The organism is Methyloceanibacter sp. (genome assembly GCF_050999895.1).
GTDB lineage: Bacteria > Pseudomonadota > Alphaproteobacteria > Rhizobiales > Methyloligellaceae > Methyloceanibacter.
In genome coordinates this window covers 1-20,655 of the sequence record NZ_JBPCOU010000092.1, presented here as the reverse complement: position 1 = coordinate 20,655, position 20,655 = coordinate 1, and the positions used below count along the sequence as shown (strand labels likewise).

Below are 20,655 nucleotides of genomic sequence, written 5' to 3'. Positions count from 1 at the left end.
CTGGGATCTCGTCTTCGAGGATCTCGTGCAGAAATATAAATTCGGCAAGAAGAACGGCAAGCCGACAATGACGGTCACTACGTCGGGCGATCCCTGCAACAAGCCGAGCGCCCAGACCTGCACCTATGGCTATCGCCTCGAGCACGACGAGGTCGTGCCGGTCGAGTAGCTGGACTTAGAACGGCGTCGCCGCGGCCTCCAGATAGGCGCGCTCGTCGTCGGTGGAGTCCCGGCCAAGCGTGCCGTTGCGATGCGGGAAACGGCCGAAGCGGGCGACGATGGTTTGGTGCCGCAACGCAAAATCGAGATTGAGCGGATTGCCGAGCGCGGTGAAGAGCGCGACCGACCGCGCCTGATCGGCGGCATCTTCCGAATGCTGAAACGGGAGATAGATGAAGGCGCGCTGCTGCGGCGGTAGCTTCGCATCCATGCCTTTGTCGATCGCGCGTTTGGCAAGCGCCAGAGCCCGAGCGTCGGTGGCGAAAGACGGGGCGTCGCCGCGGAACATGTTGCGCGGGAACTGATCGAGCACGAGGATTGCGGCGAGAGTGCCGCGCGGCGTCTCCAGCCAATCCGCAGGCACGCCGCTGCCGAGTTCGTCGTAGACAGGACCGAAACGCTCCACGATGGCGGCATCGACGTTGTCATCGCTGCGATACCAGTCGCGAGGCGAAAGCTCGTCGAACCAGAAGCCTATGATGTCGTCTATGGCCGGAGCATCGCTCATCACATCCGGCCGCTCAGCCCGCTTTGCTTTTGCCGGCGGCGATCGCCGCTTCGATCAGGCGCTTCGCTTCGGCCGAGGCCCAGTCGGCCGGACCGATCAGGCGGCCGATCTCCTTGCCGTTGCGGTCGATCAGGAGCGTCGTCGGCATCCCCACCGTCTTGACGCTGGCGAACAGCTTTCCCGTCGGATCGGTATAGAGCGCAAGATGCGTGGCACCGGTCTCTTCCAGGAATGTCTTCGCCTTGTCCGGACCGCCTTTGTCGATGTTCACCGCCACGACCTCGAACTGATCGCCGCCAAGCTCGGTCTGGAGCTTGTCGAGCGCCGGCATCTCCTCGCGGCAGGGCACGCACCAGGTCGCCCAGATATTGAGGAGCACGATTTTGCCCTTCCAAGCCGCCAAAGGCTTGGTCTCGCCGGTCGCGGTCGCGAGGTTAATGGCAGGCAAATCCAGCGGCTTCGGCCGGACGAGAAATGCCGCCATCGCCCCTTTGTTGAGGCCCGCGAGGGGGGTCGTCGCCACCTCTTCGTCCGATTTTGAGGCTTCGCCGCGGCCCCCATCGGACATCGGACCGCCGGCTTCCGGCGCACGGGCATTGTCATGAGGGTCGAAACTCAAATATACCGTGGCAAACCCGGCAATCGCGGCGATTCCCGCAGCGATGAGCGTATTGGCCGGGCTTGTAACCCCAGCGCGTTTGTTAGGCTTGCTCACGCCTTCCTCGCTCCTCGCCTTTGGCAGGCTCGATCGTCATGACCAATACCATGTGGGGCGGCCGCTTCACGTCCGGCCCCGCCGCGATCATGGAGGAGATAAATGCCTCCATCGACTTCGACAAGCGCTTGTGGCGTCATGACATTCTTGCGTCCAAAGCGCATGTCGCGATGCTCGGCGCAACCGGCATCCTCACTAAGAGGGAAGCCGACCAGATCGGACGCGGCCTCGACGCCGTAGCCGAGGAGATCGAGAGCGGCAAGCTCGTCTTCTCCCGCGCGCTCGAGGACATCCATCTCAATGTCGAGAATCGCCTCACGGAATTGATCGGCCCCGTCGCCGGCAAGCTGCATACCGCACGCTCGCGCAACGATCAGGTCGCCACCGACTTCCGGCTCTATATTCGCGACGAGCTTGCCGGCATCGACTTCGGCCTTGCCGCGCTTCAACGTGCGCTGGCGGAGAAGGCGCTCGACCACGCCGCGACGGTGATGCCGGGCTTCACCCATTTGCAGACCGCGCAGCCGGTGACCTTCGGCCACCACTGCCTCGCTTATGTCGAGATGTTCGGGCGCGACCGCGGCCGCTTCTTCGACGCGGCCAAGCGCCTCAATGAATGTCCCCTCGGCGCCGCAGCCCTTGCCGGCACGAGTTTTCCCATCGACCGGGAGCAGACGGCGGACGCGCTCGGCTTCACGCGTCCGGCGGCGAATTCGCTCGACGCGGTGTCCGATCGCGACTTTGCGTTGGAGACGCTCGCCGCCGCCGCCATTGCCGCGATGCACCTGTCGCGACTGGCCGAGGAGATCGTGATTTGGACCTCGCCGCAATTCGGCTTTGCGCGTCTCTCCGACCACTACACGACCGGCTCGTCCATCATGCCGCAGAAGCGCAATCCCGATGCGGCCGAGCTCGTGCGCGCCAAGACCGGACGCATCGCCGGCGCGTTTCAGTCTCTGCTGATGGTGATGAAGGGCCTGCCGCTCGCCTATGCCAAGGACATGCAGGAGGACAAGGAGCCTGTATTCGACGCGCTGGATGCGCTGAAGCTCGGCATCGCCGCCATGACGGGCATGGTCGGGGATTTGGAGCCCGACGCGCCCGCCATGGAAAAAGCCGCGGGCAGCGCCTACGCCACCGCGACAGATCTCGCGGACTGGCTCGTGCGGGAGCTAGGCCTCCCCTTCCGCGACGCCCACCACGCGACCGGGCAGATCGTGGCTTTGGCGGAAAAGCAGGGGTGTGCTCTTTCCGAGCTTAGCCTCGCCGATCTCCAAGCGGTGGAACGGCGAATCAATAAAGGCGCCTTTTCCGTGCTCGATGCCGCAAGCTCGGTCAAAAGTCGGACAAGTTATGGTGGTACGGCTCCTGCGAATGTGCGGAAGGAAGCCAAGCGCTGGATAAAGCGTTTGGAGAAGGATGCTTGATCGCGATAAAAGGGTTAAAAGGCCTTAAGGCCTGTTAGGGGCACTCGACCAATGGGAAGCGTCTTCCGCGTCCTTCTCGTACTTGCGCTTATGCTCACCGTCGGCCTAAGTGCCTGCGGCCGCCGTGGCTCGCTCGAACGGCCAAAACCGACCTACCCAGAGACCCAGGCCGATCCTTCGACCAAGATGCAGAGGGTGCCGGCCCGCAGTCTCTGGATCGACCGCCTGATCCAATAGGGTTTTCAGAACTGCGATGCACCACTTCGCCTATCGGCGAGGCGTGCTCCACGCCGAAGAGGTCAATCTCGCCGACCTCGCCGCCGCCGTGGGCACTCCTTTCTATTGCTATTCGACCGCGACGCTCGAGCGCCACTACCGCGTGTTCACCGAGGCCTTCGGCTCGAACCACGCGCTGGTCTGCTATTCGGTCAAGGCGAACTCCAGCCTCGGCGTGCTTGCGACGCTCGCAAAGCTCGGTGCCGGCATGGATGTCGTTTCCCAAGGTGAGCTGCGCCGCGCGCTCGCCGTCGGCGTCGCGCCGGCGAAGATCGTATTTTCCGGCGTCGGCAAGACGCGCACCGAGATGGCCTACGCGCTCGACCACGGCATCTTCGCCTTCAATGTCGAATCGGAGCCAGAACTTCGCGCCTTGAGCGAAGTGGCGCAGTCCCGCGGAGAGCCCGCGCGCGTGGCCTTCCGCGTCAATCCCGATGTCGACGCCAAGACGCATCACAAGATCGCAACCGGCAAGGCCGAGAACAAGTTCGGCGTTCCCTTCGCGCAGGCGTTGCCGCTCTATGAGCTCGCGCGCGACCTGCCGAGTATCGAGCCGCGCGGACTGCACATGCATATCGGCAGTCAGATCACCGACCTCGATCCCTTCCGCAATGCCTTTGCGCTGCTGCACGAACTGGTCGGCACGTTGCGCGGAGCAGGCTTCGAGATCGACTTCGTCAATCTCGGCGGCGGCCTCGGGATTCCCTATCGTAGCAATGAACCGGCCCCGCCGCTCCCTTCCGATTATGCGAAACTCGTGCGCGAGGCCGTTGGCAGCCTGGGGCTTAAGCTACTCTTCGAGCCGGGGCGCCTCATCGCCGGCAATGCCGGCATCCTCGTCACGAGCGTGATTTATGTGAAGCACGGCGCGGCGAAGAACTTCGCCATCGTCGATGCCGCCATGAACGATCTGATCCGGCCGACCCTGTATGAGGCCCATCACGAGATCCTACCCGTCACCGAGCCCAAGCCAGGCGCGACGACGGTCGTGACCGACGTGGTCGGGCCGGTCTGCGAGACGGGCGATTATCTGGCACTTGCCCGCGATCTGCCGGAGATCGAAGACGGCGATCTTCTAGCCGTCATGACCGCCGGCGCCTATGGCGCTGTGCTCGCCTCCGAATATAATTCGCGGCCGCTCGTGCCCGAAGTGTTGGTGAACGGGGCCAAATACGCGGTTACCCGCCCCAGGCGGAGCTATGAGGAGCTGCTCGCGGCGGAACGGTTGCCGGATTGGCTGGAGGGACAAGACAAGTAGAGCCTGCAAGCCTCCAAACCGCCCGCTTTAATCCCCACATTAGGGCCTGTCCTTCGCCCCTGTGCTAGACTTTGCCAATGATGCGATCTCGATCCGGCTCCAAAGGGGCCGCACCCGACAAGAAGCCCGATGACAAGGACCTCGCAAGCGGCCTTGAATCGCGCGTGCGCTTGAGCTGGCTCGCGCTTGTCGGCGAGCGCGTCTGGGAAGCCATGCTGTGGCCGTTCCTGGTCGTGGCGAGCTTCCTCGTGCTCACGCTGTTGGATGCGTGGAGCCTGTTCCCGCCGCTCTTGCATCGTGTCGCCCTGTTGGCGTTCGGCCTTGCGCTGTTCGCGTCGCTACTTCCCCTCGTGCGCCTCTCGGTGCCGACGCGGACCGAGGCGTTGCGGCGGCTGGAGCGCCACGCCAACGTCAAGCACCGGCCTGCGAGTTCCTACGAGGATCGGCTGGGCACCGCATCGTCGAAAGAGACGGCGTTTCTCTGGGCCGCGCATCGCGAGCGCCTCGCGCATCTGATCTCGAAACTGCGGCCGCACTGGCCCGAACCGCGCAGCGATCGCAAAGACCCCTACGCGCTTCGCTCCGCGCTGCTGCTGTGCCTGATCGCGGCCTTCATCGCCGCCGGAGGGAATGGCTGGGATCGGCTTAAGCGCGCCTTCGTGCCGGGCGCCGTCGGCACACCGGCGCTGACGCGCCTCGATGCCTGGGTCACCCCACCGGTCTATACCGGCATGCCGCCGATCGTGCTTGCCGACGGCACCGAGCCCGTCGGCGTCGGCGCCGAGACGTTCCGCGCGCTCTCCGTGCCGGAACGCAGCGACCTCATCGTCAGGGCTCACGCGCCACGCGGCGAGAGCGTGAGCCTCGTCACGGCCAAGGAGGACGGCTCCGGCTCCGAGACCATCGCGCCGAAGAAAGAGGCTAAAGACAACCTCATCGAGTTTCAGGTTTCAGTGACCTCGCCGGGCAGCGCCGAGGTGACGGTTGACGGCAACACCATCGCCAAATGGCGCTTCGAAATGATCAAGGACCAGCTCCCGCGCATCGCGCTGTTGGCAAACCCCACCACGACGCCTCGCGGCGCGCTTCGCCTCGTGTTCAGCGCAGAGGACGATTACGGCGTCTCCAGCGCCGATGGCCGTTTTGCGCTCGTCGCAGGCGAAGACCCGGGCGCGCTGGCAAAGCCCGGCGCTATGCCGGTGGACGGCGCGGAAAGCGATCCGCTGCTGAAGCCGCCTTCCATGCAACTGCAACTCCCGCGCAGCAACGCCAAGCGCGTGGAAGGCCGTTCCTCGCAAGACCTCACCGCGCATCCTTGGGCCGGCCTGAAGGTCCGCATGACGCTGGTCGCGCGCGATCAGGCCGGGCAATCCGGCGAGAGCGACCCCTATGAGTTCGTCCTGCCGGAACGCAAATTCACCAAGCCGCTCGCCAAGGCGGTGATCGAGCAGCGCAAGAAGCTCGTGCGCGATTCCGAGGCCGCGGGCGAGGTGACCCGCGCTCTGTCCGCGCTGACCATCGGCGGCGAACGCGTGATCAAGGACAGCGTCGTGTATCTCTCATTGCGCAATGCCTATTGGCGGCTGCAAAGCGACGCGTCGCGGGAAGGCCTGAGCAGCGTCGTGCAGCAATTATGGAGCGTTGCGCTGCGCATCGAGGACGGCGATCTGCCGGAAGCAGAGCGCGCTCTGAAATCGGCGCAGGAAGAGCTGATGGAGGCGCTGAAGGAGAATGCGTCACCCGAAAAGATCAAGGAGCTCGTCGAGGAGCTGCGCGCCGCGCTGAACAAATATCTTGAGTCGCTCGCCGCAAAAGAGCAGCGCGAAGGGACGCCGCCGTCCAAGCAGACGGCGCAGAAGGACGACATGGTTTCCGAGCAGGACCTCGACAAGATGCTCAAGAATATCGAGGACCTCGCCAAGTCCGGTTCCAAGGACATGGCGCAGCAGATGCTGGCGGAGCTTAAAGACATTCTCGACCGCATCCAGACCGGCCAGGCGCCCGAGACCGCGGAGAACCAGCGCGCCGAGAAACTGATGAAGGACTTGAAGGAAGTCATCGACAAGCAGCAGAAGCTGATGGACGACACCTTCGAGGCCAACCGCGAGCAGGAGGGCCGGCAGAGCCAGCAATTCGAGGTGAGCCCTCCGGGCCAGCCCATGGAGTTCGGCCCCGGCATGAGCATGGCGCCGCTGTTTGAAAATCCCGAGCAAGGCATGCCGAAAGCCGGCGAAGGCGGCCAGCAGGCGCTGACCGACCAGGGCCAGCCCGGCGGCCAGGGTCAGGGCAAGCAAGGCAAGCAGCTCGGCGGCAAGCAGCAGGGCGGTCAGAATTCACCGCTAGGCCAGCGCCAGGCCGAATTGCAGGAGAAGCTGCAGACCCTCATCGACCGCTTCCGCATGGAAGGCGGCGACGCGCCCTCGCAATTCGAAGATGCCGGCGATGCCATGGGCGACGCGAAGGAGGCCTTGGACGAACCCAATCTCGATCGCGCCGGCCAGGACCAGGGCCTCGCGCTCGACCGCTTGAAGAAGGGCGCCGAGCAGCTCGCCGAGCAGATGCAGCAAGGCGGCGAGCAGCAGACCGGACAGGGCAGCGGCAATAATGGCCGCGACCCCCTGGGCCGCCCGGACCAGAGCAACCGCCCCGACCTCGGCCTCTCGGTGAAGGTGCCGGACGAGATCGACATCCAGCGCGCGCGAGAGGTGCTCGACGAGCTTCGCCGGAGGCTGGGCGACCCTTCGCGTCCCAATATCGAGCTCGATTATCTGGAGCGCTTGATCAAGCCGTTCTAACGCCGGCTGCTATGCCGGGCGATCGTCAATCACTTCGCCGATAAAGGGCAGCTCGCGATAGCGATGCGCGAGATCCATGCCGTAGCCCACGACGAAGCCCGGCGGACAGACGAAGCCGGACAAGTCCGGCGTGATCTCGGTGGCGCGCGTCACCGTCTTGTCGATCAGCACGCAGGTTAAAACCCGCGCTGCGCCACGCTTCTCCAGCAGGTCTTTTGCGAAAGCGAGCGTCCGGCCGGAATCAAGAATGTCGTCGACCAGCATCACGTCGCGGCCGGCAAACTCGCTCTCCACGTCGCGCACGATCCTGACCTCGCCGCCGGACATCGTGCCGGTGTAGTAGCTTGCGAGGAAGATGAAATCGATCTCGGGCGCGAGACCCTTGCGGTGCAGCGCGCGAATGAGGTCCGCCGCGAAGATGAAGCTACCTTTGAGAATGGCGACGATGAAGAGATCGCGGAGCTGTGCGGCCGCAATCTCGTCTGCGATCGCGTCTATCCTTGCAGCGATGATCTCGGCGCTGAAAAGCGGCTTGATGGTATGAGCCGGCGCAAGCTCGGCCATGACGCTCAATTGGCCGCGGCGGTATCGAAGCGAACGCGGAGGCTGCGCACATTGGCGGGAGGCGATGGGATTTGCGCCGCGAATGGCGCCTGCTCGCCGGCCGCGAGTTGCGGTGCATCGAGCTCGGTCGTCCACGCCGAGATTTCAGCGCCCTTCTCGTCGCGAAGCGAGATCTCGAGCGCCGGTACCTTCATCGCACCGGAGCTGACATTGGCGACCTGACCCTGCACTTCGAGCACGTTTTCACCGGAGGCATTGTTCCACTCATAGCGGACATTCTCGAAGGCAAGCCCATAGGCGTTCACGTCCATGCCGATGGCCGAATAGAGGCGGGTTGCGCCGGGAAGCATCGACACGACCGCGCGCGGCGCGACCGCGAACAGCGCGCCGACGAGAACGAGCGTAAGCACGATCACGACCCAGCCGATGGCAACCACGGGCAGCGCCCGGGCCCGATGCTGACCGATGGCGACATTTGCGGCGGCGGCGCCGAAATCGACCGAGGACGGCACCGGCGTATTGGTGCCGAGAGTATCGGCGTAGCCTGGCGAGAGTTCCGCCGTCGTATCGGCAGGCGTGCCGAAGCTGGTTCCTTGCGGCTGAGCGACGTCGTTGCTGTACGGCGCACTGAAATCGTAATCCGTGCCGCCGCCGTCGAAGTCGGCGTCCGCCTGCATCGAATCGGGAGCCGCGGAGGCGCTCCCGTTTCTGGCGACGGCATTTCCTTGCGGCGTAGTCGGACTTCCGGCGAAACCGCCGAAGCCAGCATTCGGCGCACTTTGTGCCGGCGCCGCCGGCGGTGGCTGCATTGCCTGAGGTGCCTGGGGTGAAACAGGTCGCGGCGGTGGAGGCGGAGGCGCGGCCATCGGTTGCGGCGCGGCAGGCTGCCGTGGCGCTGCGGCTGGCATCACCTCTGGCTGCGTCGCGGGCTGGCTGACCGGGTGCGCCTGCCAGACATGGGTGCATTTGCTGCAACGAACCTTACGTCCCTCCGGCGGGAATTGCGCCGTGGTCTCGTAACGGGTGCCGCAGGCTGGGCAACTGATCAGTGTCGGCATCGAAAGGACCACCGTGGACGGCTTGTTAACATTTCAGGCTGGCCCCCACGCCATTGCCCAATTCCCATTGATACCGGACAGCGAGTTCAGCATAAAGAGGCTGCCGTCGGCAACCTTAAGAGGTTTAAGGGAAAAAGGGTGATTCGCTTCGACAATGTCGGACTGCGCTACGGCACGGGTCCGGAAATTCTGCGCGACGTCACCTTTCACGTGCTTCCGGGGTCGTTTCACTTCCTCACCGGGCCGTCAGGTGCAGGCAAAACGTCGCTGCTGCGGCTGATCTTCATGTCGCTCAGGCCTTCGCGCGGCTTGAGTTTCGTGTTCGGGCACAATGTGGCCGAGCTGAGCCCCGGCGCGCGCGCCGAGCTGAGGCGACGAATCGGCATCGTGTTCCAGGATTTCCGGCTGCTCGAACATCTCACCACCTGGGAGAATGTCGCCCTTCCCTTGCGTGTTATGGGCAAGAAGGAGTCCAACTATAAAGAAGACGTCACCGATCTTTTGCGCTGGGTCGGGCTCGGCGAGCGCGTCAATGCATATCCAGAAATTCTTTCCGGCGGCGAGAAGCAAAGGGCGGCCATTGCCCGCGCCGTGATCGGACGTCCGGAACTCTTGCTTGCGGACGAGCCCACGGGCAATGTCGATCCCGTCATCGCCAACCGCCTCCTCCGGCTCTTCGTGGAGCTGAACCGGCTCGGCACCTCGGTGATCATCGCCACCCACGATTATGGCCTCATGGAACAGCTCGACGCCCCGCGTCTCGTGATCAACGACGGACAGCTGCAAATCTGTTGATGACACCCGCCACCATCCTCGCCGATATCCGCGGCTATCCCTGGGCCGGGCTCTTGGCCGAGCTGTTGCCGGCGCGGCTGGCCACCCGCCTGCCCGCTCAGTTTCAGGCCACCGCCGTGCCCATCGTGCCGTCGGAATCGATCGCCGGCCGCGCGCTGATCGTGGTAATCGCCATCATGTCGTTCCTCGCCTGCCTCACCGCGGGCGCGGTCTACATGATCAACCAGTCCGCGCAAGCCTGGGTCAACGACATCACGAGCGAGATCACGATCGAGCTCGACCCCGTCAACTCCGCCGACATCGACAAGAAGATGACGCTGGTCGCGCTTTTCCTCGCCAAGCAGCAGGGCATCACGCGGGTGAAGCCGCAAAGCGCCGAAGAATCCGCGAAGCTGCTCGAACCATGGCTCGGCCATAGCGAGGCGCTTTCGGCGTTGCCGATCCCGCGCCTCATCGCGGTCGAAATCGATCGCTCCAATCCTCCCGATATTCAGCTGATCAAGGAAGCGCTATCGCAGAACTTCGAAGGCGTGACCTTGGATGATCATCGCCGCTGGCAGGCCGAAATCCGTACCCTGACCCGCTCGGCGGCGCTTGGCGGGCTAGCCATTCTCGCGCTGGTCGCCGCGGCCACGATCGCCGTCATCGTGTCGGCGACGCGAAGCGCCATGGCCTCCAACCGCGAGATCATCGAGGTCCTGCATTTTGTGGGTGCGAGCGAACGCTTCATCAGCCATGAATTCGAGCGTCATTTCCTGGGGCTCGGCGTGCGGGCGGGTCTCGTCGGCGCCGTCGCCGCCGCCCTTGTGTTTTGGCTGATGCCCCTCGTCACCCATATGCTGGGAAGCGGCATCGTCGCGGCCGCCGAGATGCGGCGCTTGGTCGGCAGCGGCGAGCTCGACCTTGCGGGCTATTTCGTCTGCCTGCTTGTCGTCTTCGTCGTCGCCGGGCTCTGCATGATCACCTCGCGGCTCGGCGTCATCCGCGTGCTGAAGACCTACGCTTGAGGCATTCTCGGTCGCCTGCGGCAAGCCAAAGCTGATTTCATGACCGGGTGATTTGTGCCTATTCTTCGCCTCCTGGGAGTCGGAGTGGGTTAGTGACGGAAGTAAGTCGAGAGATACGCGCGCCGCGGCGCTTCCACTTTTTCGTGAGGGGCCTCCGGCTGCTCTTCGACCTGGTGTTGCTCGTGGTCGCCCTGCTCTGCATCGGCTTCGTAGTCTTTGCCATGAGCCTCGACCGCGAGCAGAGCCAGCCCTACGGCACCGCCGATGGGATTGTCGTGCTGACGGGAGGCGTCTCGCGCATTGACCACGCCATGAAGCTTCTAGCGCAGCGCAGGGCCAAACGGGTGCTCATCACCGGCGTCTATGTCGCGACGACCAAGGAGGAGCTGAAAAAGCTCGCAAGCGAAGGCGACCAGTACTTTTCCTGCTGCGTCGACATCGACAAGAACGCGCTCAACACCATCGACAACGCGACCGAAACCAGCCAGTGGGTGGCGCACAACAAATATGGCTCGGTGATCGTGGTGACCTCGAACTACCACATGCCACGGGCGCTTGCCGAGCTTGGCCGCGCGCTTCCCGGTGTCCAGCTCATTCCCTATTCGGTCGTCGACAACAACGTCCATCTCGATCGCTGGTGGGAATATCCCGGATCGACCAAGCTGCTCCTGTCGGAATATCTGAAATACCTGCCCGCGCTCGGGCGCCTGGCCGCGACCAATCTTGTCCGCAACATCCTGACCGGCGGCAAAAAAGTGACCGAGGATGTCCCCGAGCCGTGATTGCCGGATGATGGCGCGATCGATCCTCTTCAATGTCCTGTTCTACGTGACGACGACCCTGTTCGTCGTGCTCTGCAGCCCGCTCTTTTTCCTGCCGCGGCGCTGGGCCATGGCGGCGCTCGCCCTGCATGCGCGCCTGGTGCTCTTTCTCCTCAAGTCCATTGTCGGCATCGATTTCGAGCTGCGCGGCGCGGAGAAGCTGCCGCAAGGCGCCTGCCTCGTCGCCTCCAAGCATCAATCGGCGTGGGAAACCTTCGCGCTGATTCCGCTTTTCCGCGATCCGGCGTATCTCGTGAAGCGCGAGCTGTTCTGGATCCCGTTCCACGGCTGGTTCTCGTACAAATTCGGCATGATCCCGGTCTATCGCGACAAGGGCCCGGCTGCGCTCCGGCTGATGCTGCGGGAGGCCAAGAAGCGCGCCAACGAGGGCCGCGAGATCATCATCTTCCCTGAAGGCACGCGGCGGGCGCCCGGCGCGCCACCCGATTACAAGACGGGCGTCTTTCTGCTCTACGACGCGCTGAAGATCCCTTGCCTGCCGGTCGCACTGAATTCCGGACTGTTCTGGCCGAGGCGCAGTTGGCGCCTCCGCCCCGGCACCATCGTGGTGGAATGCCTCGATCCGATCCCCCCGGGACTCTCCAAGACGGCGTTTTTGGCCCGGTTGCAAGAATCCATCGAAAGCGCGTCGGATAAACTTCTCGCCGAAGCAAAGGCCAAGGAACAGCAAAGGGTTAACGGCCGTTAACCCTTGAATGCTTGACGCCAACTGCCGCTCAGTTCTACCTTTGTTCTGCCGATTCGACGGGAGAGTGTCTTGAATTCGTCATCAGTCAACCCATATGACAGTGCGATTAACGTTTTAACGGGACCCACACCGATGTGGATGCGCAACGCCATTGCCGAGACCGCCCCTTGGGGTCCCGCCGACGAGCCCGCTCTCGTCTGCGCCGAGGCTGGCTTTGCGCAGGCCTTCCATTATTGGCGCGGGGCTTCGGGCCACCGCTATCTGCACAGCGTCTATTCGCTGATCGGCTGCCCCGCCCTGCCGCAGGCGAATTACATCCTGGTCCGCCGTCATGAGGACGGCACCCGCACGCCGATCGCCTTCGGCGAGACCAAGGACGACGCAATCTCGCTCAACCTTGCCCATCTCCGGCACAAAGGTGCGAAACTCGGCGCAAATGAGGTGCATATTCATCTCTTGGCCGAAACCGCCGTGGACCGCGCCCGGGTCGAGAACGATCTGACCGCCGCCCACTGCGAGCGCGACGCCGCCCAAGCGGCCTAGCACTTTACCCCTAGATCCGGATCCCGGCCGAGCCGGGCTGCGAGCTCGCCCAACAAGGGATCGTGCACGCCCGCCTCCTCGAGGTGGCCGACTGTATTGAGCACATACTCCGCGTTGAGGCCTGATTCCCCTCGCCCGTCCGCGACGATGCTGAACTGCTCCTCCAGCGACAGCTCGCCCGCATATTGCTCGTGATTGCGGTCGACAAGGAAGGTGAGCGCGCGCACCGCCTCCCCCGAGCCGTCGAGCAGCTTCACGTCGCGATGCGCCTCGACATAGACCGACGTGACCTGTTCGCGCTCGCGCAGATAAGCGAGCGTCTCAGCCTCGGTGCCGGCCGCCGCCTGAAAGGCAACCCCGCGGCAGGCCCCGCCGCGATCGAGCCCGAGCACGAGCCCGGGCTGGTCGACGGTGCCGCGATGGAAGATGGAATAGACGCAGAGCGCCCGGTGCGCGCCCTTGAGCAGCGCGGGCGCCGCCCGGTCATAGGCAAAGCCCGGCCGCCACATCAGCGAGCCATATCCGAACACCCACAGTGAAGACATGTTTAGTCCCCGCAAACACTAAAGCGGATGGAGAAGGGCACTCGTCATGACCGGGCTTGTCCAGGCCATCCACTTCTTTGAACATTGTGCTTGTGGCAATTCGTGGATGCCCGGCACAAGGCGGGCATGACGGGGTCTAGTTTTGATTGGCTCCGCGTTCCAACGCTAGCGTCAGTCGTCGTGACTGTGCGGACGGCCGAAATCGGGCTCTTCGGTGTCTTGGCCCGCTTCGATGATGGAGCGGCGAATGGCGCGCGTGCGGGTGAACAGCTCCTCCAGCGCAGCACCATCCTCCCAGCGGATCATGCGCTGTAGCGCCGCCAAGTCCTCGGAGAAGCGGCCGAGCATCTCCAGTACCGCATCCTTGTTGTGGAGGAAGACGTCGCGCCACATCACAGGATCCGACGCGGCGATGCGCGTAAAGTCGCGGAAGCCGCCGGCGGAGAACTTGATTACCTCGGACTGCGTCACGTCCTCGACATCCGCGGCGGTGCCGACAATGTTGAAGGCGATCAGATGCGGGATGTGGCTCGTGATGGCGAGCACGATATCGTGATGCTCCGGCGTCATGGTCTCCACTGCCGAGCCGAGCGCTCGCCAAAGCGCGGCGACCTTCTCTACGCTTGCGCCGGTCGAACGCTCACACGGCGTGAGGATGCACCAGCGCCCGTCGAACAGCTCGGCAAAGCCGGCATCGGGGCCGGAATGCTCGGTACCGGCAATGGGATGCCCCGGCACGAACACGGCGAGCTCAGGCAACACGGCCAAAACCTGCCGGATCACGGCGGCCTTCACCGAGCCTACCTCCGTAACGATGGCGCCCTCTGCAAGACCGTGCGCAATCGCTTTCATCGCTGCTTCTGTCGCCCCCACCGGCACGGCGACGATGACGAGATCGGCGTCCACCACGGCGGTGTCGGCGCTCTCTGCGATCTCATCGCAAATGCCAAGCTCCTTGGCGCGCGACCGTACCTCCGGCGCCAAATCGTAGCCGACCACTTCGCGTGCCAGACCACGCTCCTTCACGCCGCGCGCGATGGAGGACCCGATCAGCCCGAGGCCGACGATGGCGATCTTGTCGAAGAGTTGATCGGCCATGCTCACGCCTTCGCCTTCATGAAGGCGCGCAGCGCATCGAGCGCGGCCTCGTTCTCTTCCTTCGTGCCGATGCTGAGGCGAAGCGCATTCGGGAAGCCATATTCCGCCACGCGCCGCAGGATGATGCGCCTTTCATGCAGAAAAACATCGGCTGCCTCCGCATTCCGCCCTTCCGGGAAATGGATCAGGAGGAAGTTGGCAGCGCTCGGCGTGACGGCGAGGCCGAAGCCGGACAGCTCCGCCGCCATTGGGCCAAGCCATTCCGCGTTGTGCTCGGCCGCACGTTGCGCATGCGCCTGATCCTCAAGCGCAGCCACGCCCGCGGCGATGGCGGGCCCGGATACATTGAACGGGCCCCTGATGCGGTTGAGCGCGTCCGCAACCGCGGTCGGGCAATAGGCCCAACCGAGGCGCAAGGAGGCAAGGCCATAGATCTTGGAGAAGGTGCGCGTCATCACCGTGTTCGTCGTGGTGGCGACGAGCTCGATCCCGGCCTCGTAGTCATTCTTGCGCACATATTCCGCGTAGGCCGCGTCGAGCACGAGGAGGACATGCTCGGGCAAGGCGTTGCGCAGGCGCTTCACCTCGTCGAAGGCGAGATAGGTTCCGGTCGGATTGTTGGGGTTGGCGAGGAACACCATGCACGTCGCAGGCGTCACCCGCGCGACGATCTCATCAACGTTTGCGGTGAGATCCCGCTCGGGCGCCACGACTGGCGTTGCGCCCCGCGCCATGATCGCGATGCGGTACACGAGAAAGCCGTGCTCGGTGTAGATCGCCTCGTCGCCAGGCTCGAGATAGGCCTGCGCCAACAGATTGAGCAGCTCGTCTGAGCCCGCGCCGCACACGATATGGCCGGGGTCGAGCCCGTAGAGCTTGGCGATCGCGAGCCGAAGCGGGGTGGCGGAACCATCGGGATAGCGCGACAGGCTGGCAGACGCCGCGAGATATGCCTCGACCGCGCGCGCACTCGGCCCGAACGGCGTCTCGTTCGAGGAGAGCTTGATCACGGGCTCGCCGCCCTGAAGCGCGCTCCGGCCCGGGACATAGGGCGCGATGTCGAGAACGCCTGTACGCGGGACCGGCCCACGCTTCGCGGCCATCTTCAGTGCTCCTTGGCTTGCTATGCGGGTTCTCATAGGGCCATTCAGCAAAGCAACGCAAAGAAAACATTGACTTTCGACCCTGAGGTCCTAGCTAACCCAGAATTGTATAATTTCCCGCATAGTGGCGGCGGCAAACTGCCAGAGGTGGTCCCGACACGATGAACGAGAACCCCGGCACGGAGGCCTTTGCGAGCCATTCCGCCCGGCTGGCCCAGATCGCAAACCCCAAAAGCGAGATCGTTCACTATGGTGACGACGATCCGCTGCCGCTCGACTGCGGCGTCAAGCTCGCGCCCTTCTCCATCGCCTATCAGACCTACGGCACCCTCAACGCAGCGAAGACCAACGCGGTCCTCGTCTGCCATGCGCTGACCGGGGACCAGCACGTCGCCAACGAGCACCCCGTCACCGGCAAGTCCGGCTGGTGGGAGACCATGGTTGGCCCGGGCAAGCCGATCGACACCAATCGCTATTTCGTCATCTGCCCGAACGTAATCGGCGGCTGCATGGGCTCGACCGGGCCGGCCTCCACCGATCCGGCGACGGGCAAGCCCTATGGCCTCGATTTTCCCGTCATCACCATCCGCGACATGGTGCGGGCGCAAGCGCGCCTGCTCGACCATCTCGGCATCCCCGACCTGCTCTGCGTCCTCGGCGGCTCCATGGGCGGCATGCAGGTTCTGGAATGGGCCGCGACCTACAAGGACCGCGTCTACGCAGCGGTGCCGATCGCATGCGCCGCGCGCCACTCGTCGCAGAACATCGCCTTCCACGAGGTTGGCCGCCAAGCGGTGATGGCCGATCCCGACTGGTGCCAGGGCCGCTATATCGACGAGGGCAAGAGCCCGCGCAAAGGCCTCGCCGTGGCGCGCATGGCGGCTCATATCACCTATCTCTCCGACGAGACGCTGCACCGGAAATTCGGCCGCAACCTCCAAGACCGGGAAAAGGTGACCTTCGGCTTCGACGCCGACTTCCAGGTGGAGAGCTATCTGCGCCACCAGGGCGTGAGCTTCGTCGACCGCTTCGACGCCAACTCCTATCTCTACATCACCCGCGCGATGGACTATTTCGATCTCGCCGCGGACCACGGCGGCGTGCTTGCGAATGCCTTTACCGGCACCGCGACGCGCTTCTGTCTTGTCTCCTTCACCAGCGACTGGCTGTTTCCGACCGAGGAAAGCCGGGAGGTCGTGCATGCGCTGAACGCCGTGGCCGCCAATGTCAGCTTTGTCGAGATCGAGACCGACAAGGGCCACGACGCCTTCCTGCTCGAGGAGCCGGAGCTGCTCGCCACGATCGGCGGTTTCGTGAGCGCCGCCGCATTGAAGCGGGGCGTCGCCCTGTCGGGAGAAGGCGAGCTTCCATGAACATCACGGTGCCGACGCCACAGCTCCGCTCGACCGATACGGCGCGCGTCGATCTTCTCCTGATCGCCGACATGGTAACGCGCGGCGCACGCGTGCTCGATATCGGCTGCGGCGACGGTCTCCTCCTGCGCCTGCTCGCGGACAAGCACGGTGTCGACGGCCGCGGCATCGAGCTCAGCCAGGCGGGCGTGAACACCTGCGTGGCGCAAGGCTTGTCGGTGATCCAGGGCGACGCCGACCGCGACCTGATCTATTACCCCGACCACGCCTTCGATTACGTCATTCTCAGCCAGACCATCCAGGCCACGCACCGCCCGCGCCTGGTGCTCGAGCAGTTGCTGCGCATCGGCCGCCATGTGGTGATTTCCTTCCCCAATTTCGGCCATTGGCGCGTGCGCAGCGAGCTTCTCTTCAAGGGCACGATGCCCCGCACCGATACCTTGCCGGAGCGCTGGTACGACACCCCGAACATCCATCTCTGCACCATTAAGGACTTCGTCGCGCTCTGCGATGATATCGGCGCCAAGGTGGAGCGCGCCGTCGCGCTCAACGCCTATGGCTACAGGCTCGGCGTCTCGATGCCGTTCTTCATGCAGAACCTGTTCGGCCAGCAGGCCGTGTTCCTGCTCTCGCGCTAGCGATCCTTTCGCACTTGCGAAGTGTTCCCTCAATTTGCGGGAAAGTTGCAAACACATTGCGCGGTTCGTCGCGCAGTTAGTGTGCATTTTCTCGACGTAGAATGTATTCCGTCTTACGATCGTCAAAGTTCTCTGTTAGCCTTTCAGTCATGGCAGACGTGGGGGTCGCCGAAACGAGGTTGTTGCTGAGCACTGTCGGTGCAGTGCTCGCAGCGCACGACCGAAGGAGGTCACATGGCACTCCCAAAGATTGCACTGCGCGGCAGGAAAGTCATTCTCCTGAGCGGCTACAAGCGGAGCGTCGCCAAGGACGCCGACACTGACACCGAGTTCGGCACCGTCACTATCTCTGCCAAAGATAAGTTGCGAAAAGCCGCCCAGCAGGATCCCGACGCCGTTGCGTTCGGTTATGTCCGTGGCGAGTGGGTCGCCTCTGCGTAAAGCGTCAATTGCTCGAGGCGATCGGCCCCCTGACGCGTGACGCCTTGCGGGGCGTCACCCCGGCCGGCACCGGCATCATGCGCCGCGCCCTCTTGACCTCGCGCACCGGCACCGCGGCATAAACCTGCTTCGTCGCCTCGACGATGATCACGCCGGAAAAAGCGGGCCACAGCACGAGCCCGAGCCGTTCCCAGAACCACGGCCACCGCAAAAGAATGCGCCAGTTGAAGGGCGGCATATGCAGCGCGTAATGCCATTCCTCGGGCGTGAACATCGCCTCCCTCAAGAGTTTGGCGAGCTGCGAGCGGCTGAACGGGCTGCCATGGCCGAACGGCGTTGTGTCGACCCGCGCCCACAGCCCGCGCCGATTCGGCACGATCAGGAGCAGCCGGCCGTTCGGCGCCAGCACCCGCCACAGCTCCCGCAAGAGCGCGCGGGATTTCTCCGACCCTTCCAGCATATGCACGAGCAGCAGCCGGTCGGCGCATTCATCGATGAGGGGCAGATCGGTCGCATCGACGAGGACGCTCAAACTCTGGCCCTGCTCGGGCCAGGGCACCGCGCCGAGCTCCGCCGGCATCAAGGCGCCCAAAGGCTGCGCCTCGCCCCGAAACGCAGAAAGGTAGGGGGCGGAATAGCCGATCCCGAACACGCGCGCGCCTCGCACGTCCTGCCAGCATGTGCGCAGCCTTCGGCCCAATAGCCGCCGCACGACAAGCCCGAGCGGGCTGCCGTAGAAATCCTTGAGATCGAGGGCGTCGAGATGCATGAACCGTCCAATCGGATCAATGCTAGGTAGAGCGGCATTTCAATTCGATCAACCGGACGCTAGTTTCCGTGCCGGTGCACCTCAAGCGAAAGGCGACTATGGCGAAGCTGGAAATCCATCAATTCCCGACGCGCGGCGACAATTACGGCGTGTTGATTCACGATCCGGTCACCGAAGCCACGGCTTCCATCGACGCGCCGGACGCCGACGAGGTGCTTGCCGCCCTGCACGAGAAGGGCTGGGTGCTGACCCATATTCTCGTCACCCACCACCACAGCGACCACACCGCCGGCAACAAGGCGCTGAAGCACAAGACCGGATGCACCATTATCGGCCCGGCACTGGAGGCACGCTCCATTCCCGGCATCGACGTCAAGGTGGCGGAGGGCGACACCGTCGATATCGGCGAAACGCGCGCCACCGTGATCGAGACGCCGGGACATACCAAGGGGCATGTCAGCTATTATTTCCCCAAGGACGGCATCGTCTTTGTCGGCGACACGCTGTTCTCCGTCGGCTGCGGCAAGCTCCTGGAGGGCGACGCCCCGACCATGTGGTCTTCGCTCGAGAAGCTGATGATCCTGCCGCGCGACACCCAGGTCTATTGCGGCCATGAATATACCAACGCCAATTGCCGCTTCGCGCTGACCATTGAGCCGGAGAACGATGCGCTGCAAGCCCGCGCCGCCGAAGTCGCGAAGCTTGCCGAGCGCGGCGCGCCGTCGCTGCCTTCGACCATTGGCCAGGAGCTCGACACGAATCCCTTTCTGCGCCCCGCCAGTCCCGACATCCGGACGCGCCTCGACATGGAGGGCAGCGCCCCAGCCGAGGTGTTCGCCGAGATCAGGCGGCGCAAGGACCGCTTCTAGTGTCTGCCGAAGCAAGCGCGGCTGCGATCATCGCCGCTTTGGACCTCACGCCGCATCCCGAAGGCGGGCACTATCGCGAGACCTTCCGCGACGGCGGCGGGCATAAGGGCCGCGCGCACTCTACCGCCATCCTCTATCTGCTGAAGGCGGGCGAGATCTCGCGCTGGCATCGCATCGATGCCGCCGAGCTTTGGCACTGGTATGGCGGCGCGCCGCTTCGGCTCAGGCTGTATCAAAAGGGCAGGAGCGAGACCCTTCGCCGCGGCTCCGATTGGCTGAACGGAGAGAGCCCGCAAGGCCTAGTGCAGCCCGGCGGCTGGCAGAGCGCGCAAAGCCTCGGCGCATGGAGTTTGGCCGGCTGCACCGTGGCGCCCGGCTTCGACTTCGCTCAGTTCGAGCTGGCGCCGGATGGCTGGGAGCCGGAAGGAGCGTAAAGTCTATCGCCTCAGCCGCGCGAGCACGGATTCGAGCAACTCGATGGCGCCGTCTTTATCCTGCTTCTGGAGGTCAATCACGAGACGCATACCGTTGCGCTCCTCGCGGATGACGCGCCCTTCCTCAACGAAGTCGTCGTAGATGCCGAGCACCTTGTAGCAGCGGATCGGCTCCGCGAACCCCTTCACGGTCAGCGGCGTCTGCTCTTCCGTCGCAACCGTGTCCTTGACGAGCGCGTAGGTCTCGTTGCCGATCAGGATGCCGCCGACCTCCGAATGCGCCTGCAAGCGCGACACGAGGTTCGCGACATTGCCGATGATGGTGTAGTCCATGCGATCTTCGCTGCCGAAATTGCCGACCGTGCAAAATCCCGTCGCAATCCCGATCCTCAGCTCGAAGGGCCGGTCGGCGCCAAGGTCCTGCCACTCCGACCGCAACTCCCGCATGCGCTGCTGCATGGCGATCGCCATGCGCACGCAGGCATTGGCGTCTTCTTTGATGCCGCGGGTTTCCGGATCGCCGAAGAATGAAGATGGAATCGTAGATCTGCGAGGCGAGATATCCGCCCGCCACGGCCAAATCAGCCGTCAATCCATGTGCTGGCCGCCATTGATGGTGAGCGTCGAGCCGGTGATCCAGGCGGCCGCGTCGGCGGCGAGGAACACGACGCAGCGCGCGACCTCATCGGC

24 protein-coding genes and 1 pseudogene are annotated in these 20,655 nt (G+C 64.1%); 14 read left to right on the top strand and 11 right to left on the bottom strand.

From position 1 onward, the window contains the following. Positions 1-175: 175 nt before the first annotated feature. Together ACR2J1_RS10635 and ACR2J1_RS10630 are read right to left on the bottom strand one after the other, a co-directional pair. Positions 176-727, bottom strand: a complete 552-nt coding sequence (locus ACR2J1_RS10635; RefSeq protein WP_434019300.1) for a DUF924 family protein — start codon at positions 725-727, stop codon at positions 176-178. A 13-nt stretch (positions 728-740) separates the two neighbouring features. Further along, complete coding sequence (locus ACR2J1_RS10630; RefSeq protein ID WP_434019299.1) at positions 741-1,442, bottom strand: TlpA family protein disulfide reductase; 702 nt, start codon at positions 1,440-1,442, stop codon at positions 741-743. A 38-nt stretch (positions 1,443-1,480) separates the two neighbouring features. On the opposite strand from ACR2J1_RS10630, the gene argH reads away from it, so the two are divergent. From argH to ACR2J1_RS10610, 4 genes are all read left to right on the top strand, one after another. Next, positions 1,481-2,869: an argininosuccinate lyase gene (argH, locus tag ACR2J1_RS10625; protein ID WP_434019298.1), complete on the top strand. Its 1,389-nt coding sequence runs from the start codon at positions 1,481-1,483 to the stop codon at positions 2,867-2,869. 51 nt (positions 2,870-2,920) lie between these two features. Beyond that, positions 2,921-3,106: an LPS translocon maturation chaperone LptM gene (lptM, locus tag ACR2J1_RS10620; protein WP_434019297.1), complete on the top strand. Its 186-nt coding sequence runs from the start codon at positions 2,921-2,923 to the stop codon at positions 3,104-3,106. Between the two features lie 16 nt (positions 3,107-3,122). Next, entirely contained in the window at positions 3,123-4,403 is a 1,281-nt protein-coding gene (gene lysA / locus ACR2J1_RS10615) for a diaminopimelate decarboxylase (RefSeq protein WP_434019296.1), read from the top strand. A 77-nt stretch (positions 4,404-4,480) separates the two neighbouring features. Beyond that, positions 4,481-7,198, top strand: a complete 2,718-nt coding sequence (locus tag ACR2J1_RS10610) for a TIGR02302 family protein (protein ID WP_434019295.1) — start codon at positions 4,481-4,483, stop codon at positions 7,196-7,198. Positions 7,199-7,207: 9 nt separating this feature from the next. Here the strand turns inward: ACR2J1_RS10610 and ACR2J1_RS10605 are convergent, their stop codons facing one another. The 3 genes and pseudogenes from ACR2J1_RS10605 to ACR2J1_RS10595 form a co-directional block, all read right to left on the bottom strand. Further along, the gene (locus ACR2J1_RS10605) at positions 7,208-7,762 is read right to left on the bottom strand and encodes a phosphoribosyltransferase (RefSeq protein ID WP_434019294.1); all 555 of its coding nucleotides are present in this window, start codon (positions 7,760-7,762) and stop codon (positions 7,208-7,210) included. Positions 7,763-7,767: 5 nt separating this feature from the next. Beyond that, positions 7,768-8,439: an FxLYD domain-containing protein gene (locus ACR2J1_RS10600; RefSeq protein WP_434019302.1), complete on the bottom strand. Its 672-nt coding sequence runs from the start codon at positions 8,437-8,439 to the stop codon at positions 7,768-7,770. A 279-nt stretch (positions 8,440-8,718) separates the two neighbouring features. Next, positions 8,719-8,820 (bottom strand): annotated as a pseudogene (locus ACR2J1_RS10595) (zinc-ribbon domain-containing protein); the annotation flags it as partial. A gap of 138 nt (positions 8,821-8,958) precedes the next feature. On the opposite strand from ACR2J1_RS10595, the gene ftsE reads away from it, so the two are divergent. The 5 genes from ftsE to ACR2J1_RS10570 all read left to right on the top strand — a co-directional run bounded on the left by ftsE (position 8,959) and on the right by ACR2J1_RS10570 (position 12,695). After that, positions 8,959-9,615: a cell division ATP-binding protein FtsE gene (gene ftsE, locus ACR2J1_RS10590; RefSeq protein ID WP_434019293.1), complete on the top strand. Its 657-nt coding sequence runs from the start codon at positions 8,959-8,961 to the stop codon at positions 9,613-9,615. Beyond that, entirely contained in the window at positions 9,615-10,622 is a 1,008-nt protein-coding gene (locus ACR2J1_RS10585; RefSeq protein WP_434019292.1) for a cell division protein FtsX, read from the top strand. The genes ftsE and ACR2J1_RS10585 overlap by 1 nt, the downstream gene beginning before the upstream one ends. A gap of 92 nt (positions 10,623-10,714) precedes the next feature. Beyond that, positions 10,715-11,404 carry a YdcF family protein gene (locus ACR2J1_RS10580; protein WP_434019291.1) on the top strand — a complete coding sequence of 230 codons (690 nt, stop codon included), beginning with the start codon at positions 10,715-10,717 and terminating at the stop codon, positions 11,402-11,404. A gap of 10 nt (positions 11,405-11,414) precedes the next feature. Beyond that, positions 11,415-12,152: a lysophospholipid acyltransferase family protein gene (locus ACR2J1_RS10575; RefSeq protein WP_434019290.1), complete on the top strand. Its 738-nt coding sequence runs from the start codon at positions 11,415-11,417 to the stop codon at positions 12,150-12,152. Between the two features lie 132 nt (positions 12,153-12,284). Continuing rightward, positions 12,285-12,695 carry a hypothetical protein gene (locus tag ACR2J1_RS10570; protein ID WP_434019289.1) on the top strand — a complete coding sequence of 137 codons (411 nt, stop codon included), beginning with the start codon at positions 12,285-12,287 and terminating at the stop codon, positions 12,693-12,695. On the opposite strand, the gene ACR2J1_RS10565 is transcribed toward ACR2J1_RS10570, so the two are convergent. The 3 genes from ACR2J1_RS10565 to hisC form a co-directional block, all read right to left on the bottom strand. Then, on the bottom strand, positions 12,692-13,240 hold the full coding sequence (locus ACR2J1_RS10565; protein WP_434019288.1) for a gamma-glutamylcyclotransferase: 549 nt from the start codon (positions 13,238-13,240) through the stop codon (positions 12,692-12,694). The genes ACR2J1_RS10570 and ACR2J1_RS10565 overlap by 4 nt on opposite strands. Positions 13,241-13,411: 171 nt before the next feature. Further along, on the bottom strand, positions 13,412-14,338 hold the full coding sequence (locus ACR2J1_RS10560; RefSeq protein ID WP_434019287.1) for a prephenate/arogenate dehydrogenase family protein: 927 nt from the start codon (positions 14,336-14,338) through the stop codon (positions 13,412-13,414). Between the two features lie 2 nt (positions 14,339-14,340). After that, positions 14,341-15,441: a histidinol-phosphate transaminase gene (hisC, locus tag ACR2J1_RS10555; protein ID WP_434019286.1), complete on the bottom strand. Its 1,101-nt coding sequence runs from the start codon at positions 15,439-15,441 to the stop codon at positions 14,341-14,343. A gap of 161 nt (positions 15,442-15,602) precedes the next feature. Here hisC and metX point away from each other — a divergent pair, with 161 nt between their 5' ends. From metX to ACR2J1_RS10540, 3 genes are all read left to right on the top strand, one after another. Next, positions 15,603-16,814 carry a homoserine O-acetyltransferase MetX gene (metX, locus tag ACR2J1_RS10550; RefSeq protein ID WP_434019285.1) on the top strand — a complete coding sequence of 404 codons (1,212 nt, stop codon included), beginning with the start codon at positions 15,603-15,605 and terminating at the stop codon, positions 16,812-16,814. After that, positions 16,811-17,452, top strand: coding sequence for a methionine biosynthesis protein MetW (gene metW / locus ACR2J1_RS10545; protein ID WP_434019284.1), 642 nt, complete (start codon positions 16,811-16,813; stop codon positions 17,450-17,452). Before metX ends, metW begins: the two co-directional genes overlap by 4 nt. 234 nt (positions 17,453-17,686) lie before the next feature. Beyond that, positions 17,687-17,893: a hypothetical protein gene (locus ACR2J1_RS10540; RefSeq protein WP_434019283.1), complete on the top strand. Its 207-nt coding sequence runs from the start codon at positions 17,687-17,689 to the stop codon at positions 17,891-17,893. 4 nt (positions 17,894-17,897) lie between these two features. Here the strand turns inward: ACR2J1_RS10540 and ACR2J1_RS10535 are convergent, their stop codons facing one another. Continuing rightward, positions 17,898-18,662 (bottom strand): class I SAM-dependent methyltransferase, encoded by a 765-nt coding sequence (locus tag ACR2J1_RS10535; RefSeq protein WP_434019282.1) that lies wholly within the window; start codon positions 18,660-18,662, stop codon positions 17,898-17,900. Between the two features lie 98 nt (positions 18,663-18,760). Here ACR2J1_RS10535 and gloB point away from each other — a divergent pair, with 98 nt between their 5' ends. Both gloB and ACR2J1_RS10525 read left to right on the top strand, forming a co-directional pair. Continuing rightward, a complete protein-coding gene (gene gloB, locus ACR2J1_RS10530; protein ID WP_434019281.1) occupies positions 18,761-19,531 on the top strand; it encodes a hydroxyacylglutathione hydrolase in 771 nt (256 codons plus the stop codon). Next, positions 19,531-19,965 (top strand): cupin domain-containing protein, encoded by a 435-nt coding sequence (locus ACR2J1_RS10525; protein WP_434019280.1) that lies wholly within the window; start codon positions 19,531-19,533, stop codon positions 19,963-19,965. Before gloB ends, ACR2J1_RS10525 begins: the two co-directional genes overlap by 1 nt. 3 nt (positions 19,966-19,968) lie before the next feature. On the opposite strand, the gene ACR2J1_RS10520 is transcribed toward ACR2J1_RS10525, so the two are convergent. Together ACR2J1_RS10520 and ACR2J1_RS10515 are read right to left on the bottom strand one after the other, a co-directional pair. Beyond that, entirely contained in the window at positions 19,969-20,436 is a 468-nt protein-coding gene (locus ACR2J1_RS10520) for an adenylate/guanylate cyclase domain-containing protein (protein ID WP_434019279.1), read from the bottom strand. Positions 20,437-20,553: 117 nt separating this feature from the next. After that, positions 20,554-20,655, bottom strand: a 102-nt coding sequence (locus ACR2J1_RS10515) for an SDR family oxidoreductase (RefSeq protein WP_434019301.1), incomplete at its 5' end; no start/stop codon positions are given.